This window comes from Streptomyces sp. NPDC048172, from assembly GCF_043202595.1.
In the GTDB taxonomy this organism is placed as follows: domain Bacteria; phylum Actinomycetota; class Actinomycetes; order Streptomycetales; family Streptomycetaceae; genus Streptomyces.
Window position 1 is genome coordinate 305792 of record NZ_JBIDAT010000004.1, and the last position, 17270, is coordinate 323061.

Genomic DNA, 17270 nt, shown 5'->3' on the forward strand with positions numbered 1-17270 from the left:
TGGTTTTCCGACGCACCGATGCTGGGCGCCGGGCCTGTAGCGCCGGTTGTGCGAGGCCTGGGGCCGCCACCCGTGCGGCCGTGCCGCTACGCGCGTAGCATCCGTGCATGAGACCTGCGGAATACAGCGACGAGGACCTGGAACAGCACGCGCGGCGGCTGCGGGCGGCCGACGACGGACAGCGTTCGGCCTTCGAGCACGACGTCGACCGGATCCTGTACTCCACCCAGTGGCGGGCACTGGCCGGAAAGAGCCAGGTGGTGGCCAGCGCCGAGCTCGGCGCTTACCACACCCGGCTCACCCACTCGATGAAGGTCGCACAGCTCGGGCGGCGCATGGCGGAGCGGCTGGAGCGGCGCTACGGGGGCCCGAACCCGGCGCTCGTCGAGGCGGCCTGCATGGCGCACGACATCGGGCACCCGCCCTTCGGCCACGCCGGGGAGACCGCGCTGCGCGCGACCATGGACGAACTCCGCTTCTCCGGCGGCGTGCTGGACAGCTTCGAGGGCAACGCGCAGACGCTGCGCGTCCTCACCTTCCTCGCCGCGCACAAGTACCCCGGGCACCGGGGGCTGCACCTGACCCGGGCCTGCCTGGACGCCTCCGTGAAATACCCCTGGGAACGGGCCCCGCGCGACCAGGGCCCGGCGCGGCACCGCAAGTGGGGGGTGTACGTCGCCGACCGGGAGGCCTTCGCCTGGATCCGCGAGGGGCGCGAGGACTTCGCCGTGCCCGTCGAGGAACAGATCATGGACTGGGCCGACGACGTCACCTACGCCTGCCACGACGTGGAGGACTTCTACCGCACGGGCCTCATCCCGCTGGCCGCGCTCTTCCCCGCCGACGGCGACGGCGGCGCCGAGACGGAACGGGAGACGCGGCGCTTCGTCGACTACGTCGAGGCCAAGCGGCGCGCCGAGGGATCGGACTTCGACCGTGCGGGGGCCCTGGCCCTGCTGGCCGACATCGGCAAGCGGCTCGCGGTCCACGCGCCGTACGGCGGCGCCCACGAGGACGCTGTCGCGGTCAACCGGCGCACCGCCGACCTCATCGCGTACTTCACGCGCGGCATCGGCCTGGAGGTCACGGGGCGGGCCCCCATCCGTTACGGCGCCCGCCTGGTCGTCCCGGACGGGCACCGTGCGGCGTGCGAGCTGCTGAAGGAGCTGGTGTGGTGCTACGTCATCGACCGCCCCGCGCTCGCCACGCAGCAGCACGGGAAACGGCGCATCGTCAGCGAACTTCTCCGCTGGACGCATGAGTCCCCGCAGCTCCTTCCGCACGAGCGCGCGGAAGAGCTGGCGCTCCATGCCGACCCTCTCCGTGCCGCCGCGGACCATGTGGCCTCGCTGACAGAGGGTCAGGCCGTTGCCCTCCACCGCAAACTCTCCGGCACGAGCCTAGGCTCAGTAAGCGACAACGTCTGACCCTGCCCCTGTTTCTCCCTCCACCCCCCTGTGCTTGGCAGGTCTGCGCTTCTCCCTCCACTGTGCTTGGCAGGTCTGCGCTTCTCCCTCCGCTGTGCTTGGGAAGTCTGCGCAAGGCGCAGGGTTGGCAAGCGCAGCCCCCCACGCCGGGTGCCCCGCGTACAAGAGCCGGGTTCGGGGAGCCCCGGGCTGTGCTTCGCGGGCCGCGCCCGCGTCGGGGCTTGGCGCGCAGTTCCCCGCGCCCCTGAGTGGGCAAGCCCAAAAGTCTTGGACCGGTCGCGCCCCGCGGCGGAGCCGCAAAACAGACACAGCCCCGCGCCCCTGAGGGAACAGGGGCAAGCCCTGGTGTGAGGGGGCTCGGCGTGTTGGCGCCTCTAGGAGTCCGGGGCGAGTTGCCGGGTGCGTAGACCGGCGATCAGGGACCAAAGCTTGGCGGGGGTTTCGAAGACGTCGGGGGCCAGTTCGTTGTCGGGGACGACGATGTCGTAGGCCGTCTCGACGCGGACCAGGAGTTCGACCATGGCCAGCGAATCGAGGCCCGCCGCCTTGAGGCGCGTGTCGGGCCCGAACTCGCCCTTTTCCGCCAGCCGGGGCAACGCCCCCACCAGCACCTCCACGAAGCGCTCATCCCACTGCTGCTCACTCATGCGCGTACTCGCTCCTTCGTTCGGATCTCGGACCGTTCCAGGGTGAGGCGGGTCGCCGAGACCACGCCGCGTTCGCCGTCCGTGACGTCCGTGACGACCTCCGCCGGAGCCGGGTGGCCCAGGAAGCCGAGCAGGCTGGCCGACAGGCCGTACGCGCCGACGTTGGGGAAGGCCAGGACCATGCCGGGGCGCAGCCCGCCCGGGATCTCGACCTGGCGGCCCAGCAGGTCCGCCGGGGTGCACAGGGGGCCTGCGAGGGTGATGCGCTGGGTGGCCTCCGCGCCCGCCGGGCGCAACGGGCGGGCCGACATCGGGAGGAGGCGGCCCAGGCCCGAGAGGCCGCCGAGGTGGTTGATCCCGGCGTCGAGCACCGCGAAGTCCGCGCCGCGGCTGCGCTTGACGTCCGTCACGGTGCACAGCAGCCGCCCGGCGCCGCCCACCAGGTGGCGGCCGGACTCGAAGGCGACGACGGGGGTGCCGTCGCGCCAGCCCGGGAGCCATTCGTCCAGGGCCGCGCAGACGACCGCGCGCAGGCCGCCGTAGACGGGGCGCTCCCCCGGCACGGCGTAGGGCGCGGCGAATCCGCCGCCCAGGTCGACCAGTTGGAGGTCGAGGCCGAGGCGGTCGCGGAGCTGGGCTGCCGTGTGGACGCTCTGGACCAGCTCCGCCGCGAGGCCCGCCTCGTCCCGCGCGTTCGTGAGCGGGAAGAAGTGCAGGCCGACGACGCGCGTGCCGGGCGGGGTGAGGAGGCCGCGTTCCGCGGCGTCCAGCAGGACGTCCTCGTCGAAGCCGAACTGCGAGGAGCTGCCCGTCATGCGCAGGCCCGCGCCGCCCGGCGCTCCGGCCGCGTTGACGCGCAGCACGCACCGGGCCTCGGCGCCCTCGCCCGCCGCGGCGGCGCCGATGCGCGCCAGGTCGCCCGCCGATTCGGCGGAGAAGGAGCGGACTCCGGCGCGTATCGCCTCGTCGAGTTCGCCGGGGGTCTTCCCGGGGCCCGAGTAGAGGAGTTCGGAGGGCGGGCAGCCCGCGCTCAGGGCCGAGGCCAGTTCGCCGCGCGAGGTGATCTCGGCGCGGGCGCCCTCCGCACGGAGCGCGGCGACGAGCGCGGGGTGCGGGTTGGCCTTGAGCGAGTAGTAGAGGCGCGCGGGTTCGGGCAGGGAGGCGCGCAGCTCGCGGCAGGCCGTACGGACGGCGGGCAGGTCGTAGACGTAGAGCGGGCTGCCGTACTCGGCGAGCAGCTCCTCGTCCCACTCCGGCGGGGCGGTGTCAGGCATCCGCTTCCTCCCACTCCTTCAGCAGCGCCTTGAGCCGCTTGCGGTCGGTCTTGCCGTTGGGGGTCAGCGGCAGCGCGTCGAGGACGTGGCAGTCGTCGGGGACCTTCGCGTCCTCCAGCCGTTCGGCGAGCCGTGCCCGCACCTGTTCGCCGGTCAGCTCGCCGACCGTGAACAGGACCATGTCGCGGCCCTCCTCGGGTACGAGGAGCGAGGCGGCGCGCACGCCGTCGATGTCGAGCGTCGCCGCCTCGATCTCGATGGCGCTCATCCGCAGGCCGCGCCGTTTGAACAGGTCGTCGCGGCGGCCCTGGAAGTAGAGGTGGCCGTCCTCGTCCAGCCAGCCGTAGTCGCCGGTGTGCAGCACGACCTGGCCGTCGGCCCCCGGGCGGAAGCGCTGGGCTGTGGCCTCGGGGGCGCGCCAGTACCCGGCCATGACGTGCGGGCCGCGCGCGGCGATCTCGCCGATCTCGTACGGGGAGAGCCGTCCGCCCTCGTCGTCGAGGATCAGCACCTCCGTGCCGGGCAGCGCGGGGCCCACCGAGCCGGGGCGGCCGATGTCGCCGTCGGGCTCCAGGATGGTGATGCGCTTGCACTCGGTGGTGCCGAACATGGGGGCCACACGGGCGCCGGGGAACGCCTCGCGCAGGGAGGCGATCAGCGGGGCGCCCAGCGCGGCGCCCGTGTTGGTGAAGAGGCGGATGCGGGTGCGCCGCCGGTCGCGGGCGGTGAGCTTGACGAGCAGCTCGCCGAGCGAGGGGACGACGGGCACGACGGTGGCGCCGTTCTCCCTCGCGTAGCCGAGCAGCCGCGCGTGGCTGTCGGCGTCGGAGAGCAGCAGTTCGGCTCCGGACAGGGCGCACAGCAGCGCCTGGTAGAGGCCGTAGTCGAAGGAGAGCGGGACGGCGGTGAGGACGACGTCGTCCTGGCGGTAGCCGAGCCGGGCCGCGATGGCGCGGGCCGCGAAGGCGACCGGCGCGTGCGGGCAGGCCACGGCCTTGGGCGCGGAGGTCGAGCCGGAGGTGTAGATGAGCAGCGCCAGCCGGTCGGCGGGCACGGGCGGCGCCGGGTCCTCGGGCGGGTCCTCGGGGCCCGGCCAGGTGAGGTCGATCTCGTCCAGCACGGCGGCGCGGCAGCTCTCCGGCCAGCGCAGCTCGTCCACGCCCTCGCGCTCCTCGGGCGTGGTGAGGACGAGCGCGGGCGCGGCGTCCTCCAGGACGGCCCGCAGGTGGAAGGTCTTCATGGCGGGGCTGACGGGCACGAAGACCGCGCCGTGCCGCCAGGTGCCGTAGAGCGCGGCGAGGAACTCGCGGACGCTGCCGGTCCGCGCCAGCACCCGGTCGCCGGGGCGCACGCCGTACTCGGCGAGGCGGAGCGCGAAGGTGCGGGACGCGGCGTCGAGCGTCGCGTACGTCCACTCGCCCGCGCGGTCGCGGGCGGCGGGCGCTGAGGGGTGGAGGGCGGCGGCGCGGCCGAGGAAGACCTCGGCGGCGTTCTCGACGCGGGGCGCGGCGACGGCCGTGGCCACGGCGGCGGGGCTCCCCTCGGGGTGGCCGTTCTCCCGTGCGCCGGTGTTCTCGGCGACGAATGCGATGGTCACTGCCTGACCTCCCCGATCCCGACGGGCGTCCAGTCGGGTTCGTCATCGATGCGCAGCACGGCGCAGGTGCAGCTGAATCCGGAGCCGCCGCCGACGAGCAGCACCGTGTCCCCGGCGCGCAGGTGGCGGTGCTCCACGAGGTGGTTGAGCCCGGCGAACTGGTCGCCGGCGCCGAGGTGTCCGACCTGCCGCGCGAACTCCCAGGAGGAGCGCTCCAGCGGGATGTCGAGCACCTGCTGGGCCTGCCAGTCCATGCGGCTGCGGCCGCTGGCGGGGACCACGATGCGGGTGATCTCGTCGAGCGCGACGCCCGCGTCGGCGAGGGCTGTGCCGACGGTCTCGCGCACGATGCCCGCGACGCGCGTGCTCGCGCGGCGCATGCCGCCGTGGTGCTTCATGTAGTGCGCCACGCGCCCGTTGAGGTCGAGGGGTTCGCGGGTGGGCACCGGCCGGAAGCCGGAGCCGCGCATCACGGCCTCCAGGGTGTTGTCCACGCCGGTCGCCGTGGACAGCAGCGTGGCGAAGCCGGAGCGCCGGGAGAGCAGGACGGCGGTGCCGCCGTCGCCGTAGACGAAGCCGGGCTCGCTGCTCCAGCGGCGGATCATGGGCTCGCCGAAGCGGTCGGCCGTGGTCACCATGGCCGCCTCGCCCGCGAGTCCCGCGGCGAGCTGTCCCGCCGCGATCTCCAGCGCGCCGACGCCCGCGTTGCACTCCTGGCGCACGCCGAGCGCGGGCACGGAGCTGCCGAGCGCGTGCCCGGCGACGTAGGAGGCCGCGGGCCACATCTCCACGCCCTGGAACCAGATGCTGGTGTGCAGCAGCAGGCCCACGCCCTCGGGGTCGAGGCCCGCGGACTCGGCGCGCTTGACCGCGGCGACGGCCGCGTGCACGGCCATGTCGGGCGGCGCGACGTCGTCCGACGCCACCCGGACGGCGATCAGTTCGTCGGCCGCGTGCTGTTCGGGGTCGTAGTCGCCCGCCTCCACGGCGGACCACGCGGTGACGGGTCCGGGCAGCCAGACGCCGGTCCCCGCCACGTGAACGCCTTGCCAGCGCATGTTCCTCCCTCGTCGCCGGGTCTGCCGACTGGCAGCGTCGGCGCGGGGGCTTTGGCTTGGCTAAAGCCGTGGCTCCGAGCATCGCGGCATGCGGACACCGGATGCGGAACTGGAAGCGGACGTGGGCCACCCCCGGCGGTGGTGGGTGCTGGCGGTGCTCTCGCTCGCCCTGTTCATGATCATCCTCAACAACGGCCTGCTGAACGTGGCCATCCCGCGCATCATGCGGGACCTGGACACCGGCATCACCAGGACCCAGTGGATCGTGGACGGCTACGCGCTGGTCTTCGCCGCGTGCCTGCTGACCGCCGGGACGCTCTCGGACCGCTACGGGCGCAAGCGCGCGACGCTGCTGGGCACGGTGGTCTTCGGGCTGGGCTCACTGGTGGCGGTCACCGCCGAGGGCGCGACCCAGCTGACGCTGGCGCGCGGCCTGATGGGCGCGGCGGCGGCATGCGTGATGCCGGGCACGCTCTCGATCCTGGTCGACGTCTTCCCCGCGCGCGAACGGCCCCGGGCCATCGCCGTCTGGGGCAGCGCCTCGGCGCTCGGCGTCGCCGCGGGCCCGGTGCTGGGCGGGGTGCTGGTCAACCACTTCTGGTGGGGCTCGGTCTTCCTCGTCAATCTGCTGCCGGTGGCCGTCGTACTGGTCGCGGGGGCCGCGCTGCTGCCGGAGTCGGCCGCGAAGGTCCCGCGCCCGGCCGACCCGGTGGGCGCGCTGCTGGGCTCGGCGACGATGGTCGGCCTCGTCTACGGCGTCATCCACGCCTCGGGCAGCGGCTGGACGTCCGGCCCGGTGCTGGGCGCGTTCGCCGTGGCGGCTGGCGGCGGCGCCGGTTTCGTGGCCTGGGAGCGGCGGCACCCGGCGCCGATGGTCGACTTCGCGCTGCTGCGCAAGTCCGCGTTCCTGGGCGCGAGTACGGGCAACATGCTGCTGTTCCTGGGGCTGGCGGGCACGCTGTTCGTGCTCACGCAGCAGATGCAGTTCGCCATGGGCTACGGCGCGCTGAAGGCGGGCCTCGCCCTGGCGCCGCTCGCGGTGGCGGTCGGCGCGGGCTCCGCCTTCTCCCCCGCGCTGGCCCGCCGCACGGGGCCGCGCGGCGGCGTCGCGGCGGGCCTGGCCTGCGCGGCGGCGGGCATCCTCGTCCTGACCCGCTCGGCCTCGGGCTACCCGGTGCTGCTGTGCGGGCTCGCACTCTGCGGGGTGGGCGTCGGCCTCGCCCTGACCCCGGCGACGGACACGGTGATGCTGCTGGTGCCGCCGGACCGTTCGGGCAACGCGGCGGCGCTCAACGACACGATGCAGGAGCTGGGCAACGCGCTGGGCGTCGCCGTCGTCGGCACCGTGCTGGCCCGCCGCTACACCCACGGCACGGCGGAGAGCATGCACCCGCCCCGCACGCCGGGGGCGCGCGACGCCTTCGAGCAGGCGGCCTCGGCGGGCTTCGCGGTCGCCGCCGCGCTGGTCCTGGCGGGCGCGGCAGCCGCGGCCCTGCTCCTCCCCGGTCCCCGGCGTGAACCGTTCCCGCCCGCGCTCCACCAGGGCTCTAGCCCTCCCGTAGAAGACTCGGAGAATTGGGCATCCACGAGGTGAGGCGGTACGCCATGTCCGAGCCCTCGCTCCTGAGCCGGGCCCTCTACCGGGGCCCGTCCCACGAGACGCTGCACGAGCGGTACGCGAAGCGGGGCGTCATCGACACCTCGGCCCCCGTGCGCGCGGTCAGCGGCATCCACGTGGCCGCGCCCCCGGAAGCGGTCTGGGCCCGCCTCTCCGCTCTGCCGCGCTGGCCGGAGTGGGTGCCGGGCGTCGCCTACGTACGCCTGGGGCCCTCCGGGGTCGCCCCGGACGCCGCGTTCCGCTGGAAACTGAACGGCACCCGCATCCGTTCGACGCTCGCCGTGGTCGACCCGGGCCGCGAGCTGTGCTGGACGGGCCTGCTGGCGGGGACGAGGGCAGTGCACCGCTTCCGCCTCCAGGAATCCGGTGGAGGCACGGAAGTCGAGTCCGAGGAGTCCATCGGGGGCCCGTTCGTGGCCCTGTACTTCGGCAGCGAGAAGCTCCAGCGGGTCCTGGAGTCCTGGCTGACCGCGCTCAAGACCACTACGGAGGCAAGCCCGTCATGATCCAACTGGCCCTGGCCAACAATCCGGTCCTCTTAGGAATCCGCTTCCTCCTGGAACTCTTCGCCCTGGGCTGCTTCGCCCTCTGGGGCTGGCGCAAGACGCCGGGGCCGTGGCCGGCCCGCCTCCTTGCCGCCATCGCGCTGCCGGTCGCGGTCGGCTGGGCCTGGGGCTCTTTCGCCGTCTCCGGCGACGAGTCCCGCTCCGGCGAGACGGACTACGAGACGCCGGGCCCCTTACGCCTCCTGCTCGAACTGGCGGTCCTCTTCGGGGCGGTGGCCACGCTTTACCATATGCAGATCAGGCGGGTCGCCAAATGGTCCCTGATCGTCATGATCGCCTACCAGATAGCCGCCTACGACCGCATAGCCTGGCTCCTCTCCCATTGACGCCACCCATGCGCTTGGCCCCATGCCGGGTGCCCCGCGCACAAGAGCCGCGCCCGGGGTGCCCCGGGCTGTGCTTCGCGGGCCGCCCCCGCGTCGTGCCTGATCGCGCAGTTCCCCGCGCCCCTACCGGGCCACGTCCTGCTTCGCCCTCCACCCCACAGCGCTTGGCAGGCCTGCGCTCCTCCCTCCGGCCCTGCGAAGCTTGGGAAGTCTGCGCAAGGCGCAGGGTTGGCAAGCGCAGCCCCCACGCCGGGTGCCCCGGTGAAAGAGCCGGGTTCGGGGTGCCCCGGGCTGTGCATCGCGGGCTGCGAGTGCGTCGTGGCTTGGCGCGCAGTTCCCCGCGCCCCTAATCGGGCAAGCCCCGATGCGTTGTGACCGGTCGCGCCCCGCGGCGGAGCCGCAAAAAAACACAGCCCCGCGCCCCTGAGGGAACAGGGGCAAGCCCCGACGTGTCGTGAACGGTCGCGCCCTAATCGCTGGGAGACGGGGCCGGCAGGGTGCCGGGGAGGAGGGGGAGGGAGCCTTCTTCGTAGAGGGTCCTCATGAGGCGGCGTTGGATTTTGCCGCTGGTGGTGCGACGGACCGTGCCCGGACGGACCAGGGCGACAAGACCGAGGGGCACGCCGAACTCGCCGTTGACCGCCTTCTGGAGGCGCCGGACAAGCGCCGCACGATCGAGATCGGCGGCCGAGCCCTTGATCTCCTGGACCAGAACGAGCCGTTCACGCCCGTCCGCGCCGGGCACGGAGAACGCCGCCCCCGTGCACAGGGAGGCGTCCACCTCGCGGGCCACGGCCTCCACGTCGTGCGGATAGACGTTGCGGCCGTTGATGAGGATCATCTCCTTCAGCCGCCCGGTGACGAAGAGTTCGCCGTCCACGTAAGCGCCCAGGTCTCCGCTGCGCAACCAGAGACGGTCCGCGCCCGTGCCTTCCAGGCTCGCCCCGAAGACCTCCGCGCTCTGCTCCGCCCGCGCCCAGTAGCCCCGGCAGACGCTGGTCCCGGCGAGCCAGATCTCGCCGACCCTGCCGTCGGCCAGCGGCCTGCGGCTCTCGGGGTCCACCACGCGCACCTCGAAGTCCTGGGCACGCACGATGCCGCTGCTCACCAGCTCACGCGTGGCGGCCCCGGAGGAGGGGGCAGCGAGCGAGCCTCGCTCCAGAGACCTCGCGTCCACCGTACGGATCACGGACGCGCTCTCCCTCGGCGTGCCGGAGACCAGCAGCGTGGCCTCGGCCATGCCGTAGCAGGGGAAGAACGTCTCGGGGCGGAAGCCGACGGGCCCGAAGCGGGCGACGAAGGCGGTGACGGTGTCGGCGCGCACGGGCTCGGCGCCGTTGCACGCCGCGCGCCAGGTCGACAGGTCGAGCCCGGCCAGCTCCTCGTCGCGGATGCGGCGCAGGCAGGCGTCGTACGCGAAGTTGGGCGCTCCCCCGTCCGTGACGCGGTGCTCGGTGACCATCTCCAGCCAGCGCACGGGGCGGCTGAGGAAGGTGCCGGGGGCCATCAGCGCGGCGCGCGCGCCGAGTTGGAGGGGCTGGAGGACGTGCCCGATGAGCCCCATGTCGTGGTACATCGGCAGCCAGCTGCCGAAGACGGAGTCCGCGTCGGAGCCCATCGAGCGGGCCAGCGCGTCGCCCTGGGCGACGAGGTTGGCGTGCGAGACCATCACGCCCTTGGGCTCGCTGGTCGATCCCGAGGTGTACTGGAGGAACGAGAGCGCGTCGGGCGTGAGCTCCGGCGCGCGCCAGGACGCCGCGTCGCCGACGGGCCCCTCGTCCGTCACGACGTACGTGAGCCCGTCGAGCCCCTCCGCCTCCGCGAGCCAGCTCTCCACGAGGGCCGCGTGCGCGGAGGTCGTGAGGACGAGGCCGACCTCGGCGTCGGCGGCGATGCGCGAGAGCCGCTGGAAGTGCTGGCCCCGCCCGGCGGGCAGCGGCGCGGGCACCGCGACGGCACCCGCGTACTGGCAGCCGGCGAAGGCCGCGACGAAGGGCAGCCCGGAGGGGTAGAGGAGCAGCACCTGCCGGGCGGCGAGGCCACGGGCCCGGAGCAGCGAGGCGATGTCCCTGGCCTGCTCGTCGAGCGCGGCGTAGGTGAGATGTTCGGGGGCGAGCCCGGCCGCTCCCTGGTCCCGCAGGAAGACGTACGCCTCGGCGTCGCCGCGCGCGTCCACGCGCGCCCGTAACCGGTCGGTGAACGTGCACGACTCCGCTCGCACCATGCGCGTGCGTCCTTTCGTCGGTCGCGGTCGGCTCAGACTCCTACGCCCGCGAGCACCGGCTCGTAGGCGTACTGCCGCAGCAGCGAGCCGAGTTCGCCGAGGAAGTCCTCCTCGGCGGAACGGATGAAGAAGTGGTCGCCCGGCAGGGTGCGGACCTCGCAGCCGCGTGCCGCGTACCGGCGCCAGGCCAGCACCTCGGGCACCGTCACCAGCTTGTCCTCCTCGCCCGCGAAGAGGTGCATGGGGACGCGGAGGGGCTCGTCGTAGAGGACGGAGGCGTAGCCGTTGCACAGCCGCAGGTCGTCGCGGGCGACGGGCATCAGCGCGGAGAGGAAGTCCGGGTGCTTGAGCAGCGGCGCCGGGATGCCGCCGAGCTGCGCGAGGCTGGCGACGAGCTCCTCGTCGCTGGCGCCGGGCGCGGCGATACGGGGCGGCGGCAGGTGCGGCGCGCGGTAGGCGCTGAGGACCAGCGCGCGGGGCATCAGCGTGCCCTCGCGCTGCCGCCGCTGGGCGAGGGCGTAGGCGATGAGGGCGCCCATGCTGTGCCCGTAGAGCACGTGCGGCTGCTCCAGCTCCTCCTCCAGCTGGTCGCTCATGTCGTCGACCAGCTCGTCGAGGTCGGTGAACCGGGGCTCCGTCATCCGCCCCTCCCGGCCGGGGAGCTGGACGGGCACGACCCGTACCCCGGCTCCGTGCGCGTCGAGTTCGCGCTGCCAGCGGCCGTACGCGGAGGCGCCGCCGCCCGCGTACGGGAAGCACAGCAGCCGGGGCACGCCCGGCTCCGGCGCCTCGCCGCTCTTCCAGGGCAGATATCGAGTCATGGCGCTCCGCTCGTCCTCGTCCGGCGTACGCGTCCCTTGCCGTCGCGCGCGCAGCGGCAGCGTGCCGTGTCCCGCTAAACCGCCGCCAAACCGCGCAGCCGGGGGAAGGAGGGCACGGCGACGAGGAAGACGAGCGTGGTGAGGATGTACGGCCAGGTGAGCGTGTGGCCCCCGAAGGGCGAGAAGAACGAGGTGACGGCGACGGTCAGTACGGTCGAGGCGACGGCTCCGACGGCCGCGTAGACCAGCGTCCAGGGCCCGCGGGCGAGGAAGACGCTGCCGAGCGCCATGGCGACGAGCACCGCGTTGTAGCCGAGCAGCCCCTCGACGACGCCGGTGGCCGGGGCGCCCAGCGCCCAGGCGGTGGCGGTGCCGACGGCGCTGCCGAGGCAGGCGGTGAACCCGGCGTGCAGGTCGGCGACGAAGATCCCGATCAGGAAGATCACGCCCACGTACCACTGCGGCATCAGGAAGATCTGGCCGACGTTGGCGAAGAAGGCGTGCGCGAGGTCGCCCCAGTTCAGCGCGGCGTCGCCGTGCGCGGTGCGGGGCAGCGCGGAGAGCGAGGAGCCCTCGTGCCAGATCCGCTGGAAGCCGGGCGCCGCGATGGTGACGACGCTCGCGATCAGACAGAACGGCAGCGTGAACGTCGGCAGGTCCCAGGGCTTGAGGAGATTGACGAGCGCCCCGGTGACGACGGCGGCGACCACGGCGCCGCCGAGCGCCATGGCCCAGGTCGAGGCGTGCCCCGGGCCGAGGAAGACGGCGAAGGCGACGGCGACCAGGCAGCCGTTGAAGCCCTCCAGGCCCGCGCCGATCCGCTCGCGGTCGACGCCGAGCCCGTGGGCCACGGCCGTGCCGACGGCCGTCCCCACGATCCCGTAGAGCCCGTACTGCCAGCCGGAGGCGAAGAGGGCCGCGACGAAGAACGCGCCGCACGCCGCGTTCGGCATGAAGTCGACCTGCGCGATGCCGCGCAGCACCTCGAAGCAGAAGCGGACCGGCTGCCGCCGGGCCAGAGCGGGGGTGGGCACGGCCCAGGGCGCGGTACGGGTCATAGGTGCAACGTACAACTGTGTACGCCGCCGGTGGTCGGCGGCCCGGGGATCAGCGGGGCAGCGCGCCCTCGATCGCCGCGACGACCTCCGGAGCGTCCGGCTCGGTCTGCGGGGCGAACCGGGCGACCGGATTGCCCTGGCCGTCCACGACGAACTTCTCGAAGTTCCACCGGATGTCCCCGCTGTGGCCCTCCGCGTCCGCCGTCCCCGTCAGCTCCTCGTACAGTGCGTGCCGTCCCTCCCCGTTGACCTCCACCTTCTCGGTCATCGGGAACGTCACCCCGTACGTCGCCGAGCAGAATTCGGCGATCTCCTCGGACGTGCCGGGCTCCTGGCCCATGAACTGGTTGCAGGGGACGCCGAGGACGGTGAAGCCCCGGTCCGCGAACCGCTCGTGCAGCTTCTCCAGGCCCGCGTACTGCGGGGTGAGCCCGCAGCGGGAGGCGACGTTGACGACCAGGACGGCCTTGCCCTCGTACTGTGCGAGCCGCGCGGGGCCGCCGGTCAGGGACGCGATCTCTACCTCGTGAATGCTCATGCCCGGATGCTAACCGGCGCCCCCTCGGACAGGTGTTAGGAAACTTTCTTCACCTGACCCGCAACCCCCGCCGGGGCCGCACGTCTTGTGGGGTGTAGGCGGGCGACAACGGCGAGCGATGTCGGATGAGGTGGACGAGGGAGATGCAGCCCACATACGTCATGCTGGGAGCAGCACCGCACGCCGCGGTGATGCCCCTGACGGCGGCGGACACCCCGCGGGTCATCTCCCGGCCGTTCCGGCTCCTCCGGCGCCCCCGCCCGCGTCCCGCCGCACCGCCGCCCGTACGGGAGTCACGGCGTGCCGAACGCGCGGCGGGACGGGACGGCGGACGGCAGAGCCTGGCCGATCTGTACGAGGCGCGGCGGCTGGACATGGTGCGGCTCGCGGTCTTCCTCGTCGACGACCGGCACACCGCGGAGGACGTCGTGCAGGACGCCTTCGCGGCGGTCTGCCGACGGCACGGCGCGGCGCTGGACGACCTCCAGGACGCCGCCTCGTACCTGCACACCGCCGTCGTCAACGCGGCGCGCTCGGTGCTGCGGCGGCGCCGTACGGCGCGCGCCTACATCCCGCCCCACGAGGGTTACGGCGCGCCCGTCGACGAGCGGCTGCTGCTCGCCGAGGAGCACCGGCAGGTGCTGGACGCGCTGATGAAGCTCACCTGGCGGCAGCGTGAGGTACTGGTCCTGCGCTACTGGTCCGACATGACCGAGGCGCAGATAGCGGAGGCCCTGGGCCTGTCGCGCGGCACCGTGAAATCCACGGCGAGCCGCGCGCTGGACGCCCTGGAGAGGCTGCTGGAGGACGGGCCGTGACGCGGCGGCCCGGGGTGGAGGAGCGGCTGCGGGCCGCGCTCGACGCGCGCGCCGATCTGATCACCCCGCAGTCCCTGCCGCCGGGCGCGCCGCCCGCGGCGCGGCGCTGGGGCACCCGGCACGTCCGGCGCACCGTGCTCGCGGTGACGGGGGCCGTGCTGGCGACGCTGGCGCTCTGCCTGCTCCTGCTCCCCCGCCGTGACACCACGGAGGACGACTCGGGCCCCGGCTCCGGCCCCGCGAGGTAATTCCACAGATTCACGCCCGGCGACCACGGAACTCACCTTCCGGGGGCGGACGGACGTGTGCCAGAAGAGCGGGCGACAAGCGCCCGTTCAACGGATGGTAGAAAGGGAAAGAGTTCATGGCGAACAAGACCCTGGAACACATCAACGAGGTTTCCTCCGCCCGTTTCGGCGACCTGACCGAGCACGCCGAGGCGGAATTCGCCCTCACCGGTACGCCGATCGCCTCGACCCCGGCGTTCGTGGCCCTGGCCACGCTCGGCGCGGCGGGCGCGGGCGTGAGCGCGTACAACTACGCGAACGACTGAGAACCGCTGAGCCTCGCGTAGTCCTTTAGCAGGGCGCGGGCGGGAAACCCAACTCTTGCCGGTGTTGTTCTCCCGCCCGCGCCCTTTCCCGAAAGGCATTCCCCCCATGCCCCGCAAGCCCCGCATACGCTCGGTGTTGCGTTCCTTCTTCTCCCCCTCCTCGCTCGGCAGGGAAAAGGCCCTCACGTCGATGGAAAGGCTCAGCGCCGCCACGCATCTGGTGGCGAGCCTGGAGTATCTGGCGACGGAGCGGCACCGGCGCCCCGGCGGCCTCAACGACTGGTCCGTCGTCCGCGACAGCTACGCGGCCCGCTCGAAGCCCACCCGTGCCGTGCTCGACGCCGTCTCCCGCCCCGCCGTGACGCGGGCCCTGCACGTCGTGGCCGTCGGCGCCGCCCTCTCGCTCCTCGCGCCGACCTCGCGGCGCACGCGGCTGGCCGCGAACGCGGCGCTCTCCGGGATCGACCTCGTCCTCCACCCCCGCCACCACTTCGGCACCGACGGCGCCGACCAGGTCTCCTGGCTCGTCCAGACCTCCGCGACGCTCGCCCGTACAGGCCGCAACCCGCGCCTGGCCGACGCCTGCCTCTGGTTCGTCGCGCTGCAGTCGGTCCTCAACTACGCGGCGTCCGGTTACGTCAAGCTGGCAGGGCCCCTGTGGCGCGACGGCGACGCGCTCCAAGGCATCATGCGCACGGTGACGTACGGCGACGAGCGCACCTGGCGCCTGCTCCGCCGCCACCCCCGCGTCGCGCGGGCCCTCGGACTGGCCACACTCGTCATGGAGTGCACGTACCCGGCAGTCTTCCTCTTCGGCGGGCGGCTCGCCAAGCCGTACGTGGCCGCCGCCGACGCCTTCCACCTCGCCAACGCGCGGCTGATGGCGCTCGGCCGTTTCCTCAGCGCGTTCGGCGCGATGCATCCGGCCGTGCTGTACGTGACGGGCGCGCGCGAGAAGCCGCTGCCGGACGGCCGTACGGAACGGCGCGACGACCTCTTCCCCGCGCTCTGCGCCGGTACGGCCGCGGCGGCGGGGCTCGCGCTGGCCGTCTCCAAGCAGCGGCGGCGCGCGGTCGTACGGGCGGGGCGCGGGGACGAGGAGGCGTTCACGGCGTCCTCGGGGAACGAGCTCTCCTTCCGCCGCGTGGGCGTGGACTCCGGCATGGGCCCGGTCCTCGTCTTCGAGAACGGGCTCGGCGCGACGATGGAGCACTGGGAGCGCGTCGTCGCGCGCGTCGCGTCCCGGCACCCGGTGATCACGTACAACCGCGCCGGGTACGGGCGCAGTACGTACGCCGACGAGAGCCACTACCGGCTGGCCGAGGCCGAACGCGATCTGGAAGACCTCCTCGCCCACGTGGCCCCGGACCGCCCGGTGATCCTGGCCGGCCACTCGCTCGGCGGACACCTGGTCTGGCGGACGGCCGCGCGGCTGGGCGGCGAGCGGATCCGGGCCCTGTGCCTGGTCGACTCCAGCCACCCGGGCGAGCTGCTCGCCTCCGAGCGCCAGCGCACCGGCGAACTCGCCCTCGCGCGCGAGCTGCCCAAGGCCGAGTTCTCGCTCCGCGTCGGCCTCGGGCTGCAGCGGATCGCGCCCGAGTGGGCGGAGCTGCTGCCCGCGCACGTACGGAAGCTGGCCCTCGCGGGCTACCGCGACCCGGGCCAGGCGGCGGCCCTGCGCCGCGAATGGCTCGCGGCCCGCGAGGACTTCTACCGCTACGAGGGTGAGCTGCCCAAGGTCGGCTCCCCCGTGCTGGTGCTCAGCGCGCAGCACGCGGTGGAGAAGGACGCGGAACACGCCCGGCTCCAGAAGGAGTTCGCGGCCTCCGCACCGCGCGCCACGCACACGACGGTCGAGGACGCGGCACACGAGGACATCCTCGCGCACCCGGCGTGCGCGGAGCGGGTGGCGACGGAGCTGCTGGCGTTCGTGGAGGGAGTGACACAGCATGGCCACTGAGAACAACCCCGCGTTGGGCCCGGCGGGAGTGGCGGCGGCCACCGCGCTCGCGGCCTGGTTCACGGTCACGGCGCTGAGCCAGCACCCGGACCGTACGAACTTCGACCGCGTCCGGCACCTGGACTGGATCGGCCTCGGCATCCCCGACTGGCGCTTCTTCGCGCCCAATCCGGCCCAGCAGGACTACCGCCTCTTCCACCGCTCGCTCGACGCGGACGGCGACGAGACGGCGTGGCGCGAGGCGATGCCGATGGCGCGGCGGCGCTGGACGCAGGCCCTGTGGTTCCCCACCCGCCGCCAGGACAAGGGCTTCTTCGACCTGATGTCCCAGACGGTCACCCTCATGAACGAGCCCCGCGCGAAGGTCTCCGACACGGTGCCGTACCGTCTCCTCGCCGGGCACGTCGAGCACGAGCTCCGCGCCGAACACCGCCGACTGGGCCGGCCCCTCCCCCGGGGCTTCCAGTTCCTGGTAGCCCAAGACGGAGGCTACGACAACGAGGAGGAGCCCTCCTACCTCTTCACCTCAGCCTTCATCCCCCTCCACCCCCAAAAACCCTGAGCGTCTCCTCCCTCCGCCCCTCTGAGCTTGGGAAGTCTGCGCAAGGCGCAGGGTTGGCAAGCGCAGCCCCCCACGCCGGGTGCTCCGGCGATAGAGCCGGGTTCGGGGTGCCCCGGGCTGTGCTTCGCGGACTGCCGCCGCGTCGTGGCTTGTCGCGCAGTTCCCCGCGCCCCTAGGGAGAAGGGGCAAGCCCCGAGGTGTCGTGACCGGGCGCGCCCACGCG

17 protein-coding genes are annotated in these 17270 nt (G+C 73.4%); 9 read left to right on the top strand and 8 right to left on the bottom strand.

Features of this window, described 5'->3' with window-relative positions; translation table 11 throughout:
• Positions 1–107 precede the first annotated feature (107 nt).
• Positions 108–1427: a deoxyguanosinetriphosphate triphosphohydrolase family protein gene (locus ACGF3A_RS19140; protein WP_393731250.1), complete on the top strand. Its 1320-nt coding sequence runs from the start codon at positions 108–110 to the stop codon at positions 1425–1427.
• A gap of 374 nt (positions 1428–1801) precedes the next feature.
• Here ACGF3A_RS19140 and ACGF3A_RS19145 read toward each other — a convergent pair whose 3' ends face one another.
• The 4 genes from ACGF3A_RS19145 to ACGF3A_RS19160 all read right to left on the bottom strand — a co-directional run bounded on the left by ACGF3A_RS19145 (position 1802) and on the right by ACGF3A_RS19160 (position 5982).
• Entirely contained in the window at positions 1802–2074 is a 273-nt protein-coding gene (locus ACGF3A_RS19145; RefSeq protein WP_393731252.1) for an acyl carrier protein, read from the bottom strand.
• Complete coding sequence (locus ACGF3A_RS19150; protein ID WP_393731254.1) at positions 2071–3348, bottom strand: type III PLP-dependent enzyme; 1278 nt, start codon at positions 3346–3348, stop codon at positions 2071–2073. Before ACGF3A_RS19150 ends, ACGF3A_RS19145 begins: the two co-directional genes overlap by 4 nt.
• Positions 3341–4873 (bottom strand): class I adenylate-forming enzyme family protein, encoded by a 1533-nt coding sequence (locus ACGF3A_RS19155; RefSeq protein ID WP_393731891.1) that lies wholly within the window; start codon positions 4871–4873, stop codon positions 3341–3343. The genes ACGF3A_RS19150 and ACGF3A_RS19155 overlap by 8 nt, the downstream gene beginning before the upstream one ends.
• Before the next feature lie 68 nt (positions 4874–4941).
• On the bottom strand, positions 4942–5982 hold the full coding sequence (locus ACGF3A_RS19160; RefSeq protein WP_393731256.1) for a ketoacyl-ACP synthase III family protein: 1041 nt from the start codon (positions 5980–5982) through the stop codon (positions 4942–4944).
• A 109-nt stretch (positions 5983–6091) separates the two neighbouring features.
• Between ACGF3A_RS19160 and ACGF3A_RS19165 the strand changes: the two genes are divergently transcribed.
• From ACGF3A_RS19165 to ACGF3A_RS19175, 3 genes are read left to right on the top strand one after another with little or no spacing between them, the layout of a single operon-like run.
• On the top strand, positions 6092–7597 hold the full coding sequence (locus ACGF3A_RS19165; RefSeq protein ID WP_393731258.1) for an MFS transporter: 1506 nt from the start codon (positions 6092–6094) through the stop codon (positions 7595–7597).
• Between the two features lie 11 nt (positions 7598–7608).
• On the top strand, positions 7609–8127 hold the full coding sequence (locus tag ACGF3A_RS19170; RefSeq protein ID WP_393731260.1) for an SRPBCC family protein: 519 nt from the start codon (positions 7609–7611) through the stop codon (positions 8125–8127).
• Positions 8124–8513 carry a YrdB family protein gene (locus ACGF3A_RS19175; protein ID WP_393731262.1) on the top strand — a complete coding sequence of 130 codons (390 nt, stop codon included), beginning with the start codon at positions 8124–8126 and terminating at the stop codon, positions 8511–8513. Before ACGF3A_RS19170 ends, ACGF3A_RS19175 begins: the two co-directional genes overlap by 4 nt.
• Positions 8514–8982: 469 nt before the next feature.
• Here the strand turns inward: ACGF3A_RS19175 and ACGF3A_RS19180 are convergent, their stop codons facing one another.
• The 4 genes from ACGF3A_RS19180 to ACGF3A_RS19195 form a co-directional block, all read right to left on the bottom strand.
• The gene (locus tag ACGF3A_RS19180) at positions 8983–10737 is read right to left on the bottom strand and encodes a fatty acyl-AMP ligase (protein ID WP_393731264.1); all 1755 of its coding nucleotides are present in this window, start codon (positions 10735–10737) and stop codon (positions 8983–8985) included.
• Between the two features lie 32 nt (positions 10738–10769).
• Positions 10770–11558 (bottom strand): thioesterase II family protein, encoded by a 789-nt coding sequence (locus ACGF3A_RS19185; protein WP_393731266.1) that lies wholly within the window; start codon positions 11556–11558, stop codon positions 10770–10772.
• A gap of 74 nt (positions 11559–11632) precedes the next feature.
• Positions 11633–12616, bottom strand: a complete 984-nt coding sequence (locus ACGF3A_RS19190; protein WP_393731268.1) for an urea transporter — start codon at positions 12614–12616, stop codon at positions 11633–11635.
• Between the two features lie 49 nt (positions 12617–12665).
• Positions 12666–13154 (bottom strand): glutathione peroxidase, encoded by a 489-nt coding sequence (locus ACGF3A_RS19195; protein WP_393731270.1) that lies wholly within the window; start codon positions 13152–13154, stop codon positions 12666–12668.
• A 143-nt stretch (positions 13155–13297) separates the two neighbouring features.
• Here ACGF3A_RS19195 and ACGF3A_RS19200 point away from each other — a divergent pair, with 143 nt between their 5' ends.
• The 5 genes from ACGF3A_RS19200 (at position 13298) to ACGF3A_RS19220 (ending at position 17047) form a co-directional block, all read left to right on the top strand.
• Positions 13298–13972 carry a SigE family RNA polymerase sigma factor gene (locus ACGF3A_RS19200; protein WP_393731272.1) on the top strand — a complete coding sequence of 225 codons (675 nt, stop codon included), beginning with the start codon at positions 13298–13300 and terminating at the stop codon, positions 13970–13972.
• A complete protein-coding gene (locus ACGF3A_RS19205) occupies positions 13969–14220 on the top strand; it encodes a hypothetical protein (protein ID WP_393731274.1) in 252 nt (83 codons plus the stop codon). The genes ACGF3A_RS19200 and ACGF3A_RS19205 overlap by 4 nt, the downstream gene beginning before the upstream one ends.
• A gap of 116 nt (positions 14221–14336) precedes the next feature.
• Positions 14337–14525, top strand: a complete 189-nt coding sequence (locus ACGF3A_RS19210) for a hypothetical protein (RefSeq protein ID WP_393731276.1) — start codon at positions 14337–14339, stop codon at positions 14523–14525.
• A gap of 190 nt (positions 14526–14715) precedes the next feature.
• Positions 14716–16485, top strand: coding sequence for an alpha/beta fold hydrolase (locus ACGF3A_RS19215; RefSeq protein WP_393731278.1), 1770 nt, complete (start codon positions 14716–14718; stop codon positions 16483–16485).
• Complete coding sequence (locus ACGF3A_RS19220; RefSeq protein ID WP_393731280.1) at positions 16475–17047, top strand: hypothetical protein; 573 nt, start codon at positions 16475–16477, stop codon at positions 17045–17047. Before ACGF3A_RS19215 ends, ACGF3A_RS19220 begins: the two co-directional genes overlap by 11 nt.
• Positions 17048–17270 lie beyond the last annotated feature (223 nt).

What these genes read in the sequence shown, in the direction of transcription:
- ACGF3A_RS19140 (WP_393731250.1), top strand. Translation starts at nt 108, where the DNA reads ATGAGACCTGCGGAATACAGCGACGAGGACCTGGAACAGCACGCGCGG.
- ACGF3A_RS19145 (WP_393731252.1), bottom strand. Translation starts at nt 2,074, where the DNA reads ATGAGTGAGCAGCAGTGGGATGAGCGCTTCGTGGAGGTGCTGGTGGGG.
- ACGF3A_RS19150 (WP_393731254.1), bottom strand. Translation starts at nt 3,348, where the DNA reads ATGCCTGACACCGCCCCGCCGGAGTGGGACGAGGAGCTGCTCGCCGAG.
- ACGF3A_RS19165 (WP_393731258.1), top strand. Translation starts at nt 6,092, where the DNA reads ATGCGGACACCGGATGCGGAACTGGAAGCGGACGTGGGCCACCCCCGG.
- ACGF3A_RS19170 (WP_393731260.1), top strand. Translation starts at nt 7,609, where the DNA reads ATGTCCGAGCCCTCGCTCCTGAGCCGGGCCCTCTACCGGGGCCCGTCC.
- ACGF3A_RS19175 (WP_393731262.1), top strand. Translation starts at nt 8,124, where the DNA reads ATGATCCAACTGGCCCTGGCCAACAATCCGGTCCTCTTAGGAATCCGC.
- ACGF3A_RS19180 (WP_393731264.1), bottom strand. Translation starts at nt 10,737, where the DNA reads ATGGTGCGAGCGGAGTCGTGCACGTTCACCGACCGGTTACGGGCGCGC.
- ACGF3A_RS19185 (WP_393731266.1), bottom strand. Translation starts at nt 11,558, where the DNA reads ATGACTCGATATCTGCCCTGGAAGAGCGGCGAGGCGCCGGAGCCGGGC.
- ACGF3A_RS19190 (WP_393731268.1), bottom strand. Translation starts at nt 12,616, where the DNA reads ATGACCCGTACCGCGCCCTGGGCCGTGCCCACCCCCGCTCTGGCCCGG.
- ACGF3A_RS19195 (WP_393731270.1), bottom strand. Translation starts at nt 13,154, where the DNA reads ATGAGCATTCACGAGGTAGAGATCGCGTCCCTGACCGGCGGCCCCGCG.
- ACGF3A_RS19200 (WP_393731272.1), top strand. Translation starts at nt 13,298, where the DNA reads ATGCAGCCCACATACGTCATGCTGGGAGCAGCACCGCACGCCGCGGTG.
- ACGF3A_RS19210 (WP_393731276.1), top strand. Translation starts at nt 14,337, where the DNA reads ATGGCGAACAAGACCCTGGAACACATCAACGAGGTTTCCTCCGCCCGT.
- ACGF3A_RS19215 (WP_393731278.1), top strand. Translation starts at nt 14,716, where the DNA reads ATGGAAAGGCTCAGCGCCGCCACGCATCTGGTGGCGAGCCTGGAGTAT.
- ACGF3A_RS19220 (WP_393731280.1), top strand. Translation starts at nt 16,475, where the DNA reads ATGGCCACTGAGAACAACCCCGCGTTGGGCCCGGCGGGAGTGGCGGCG.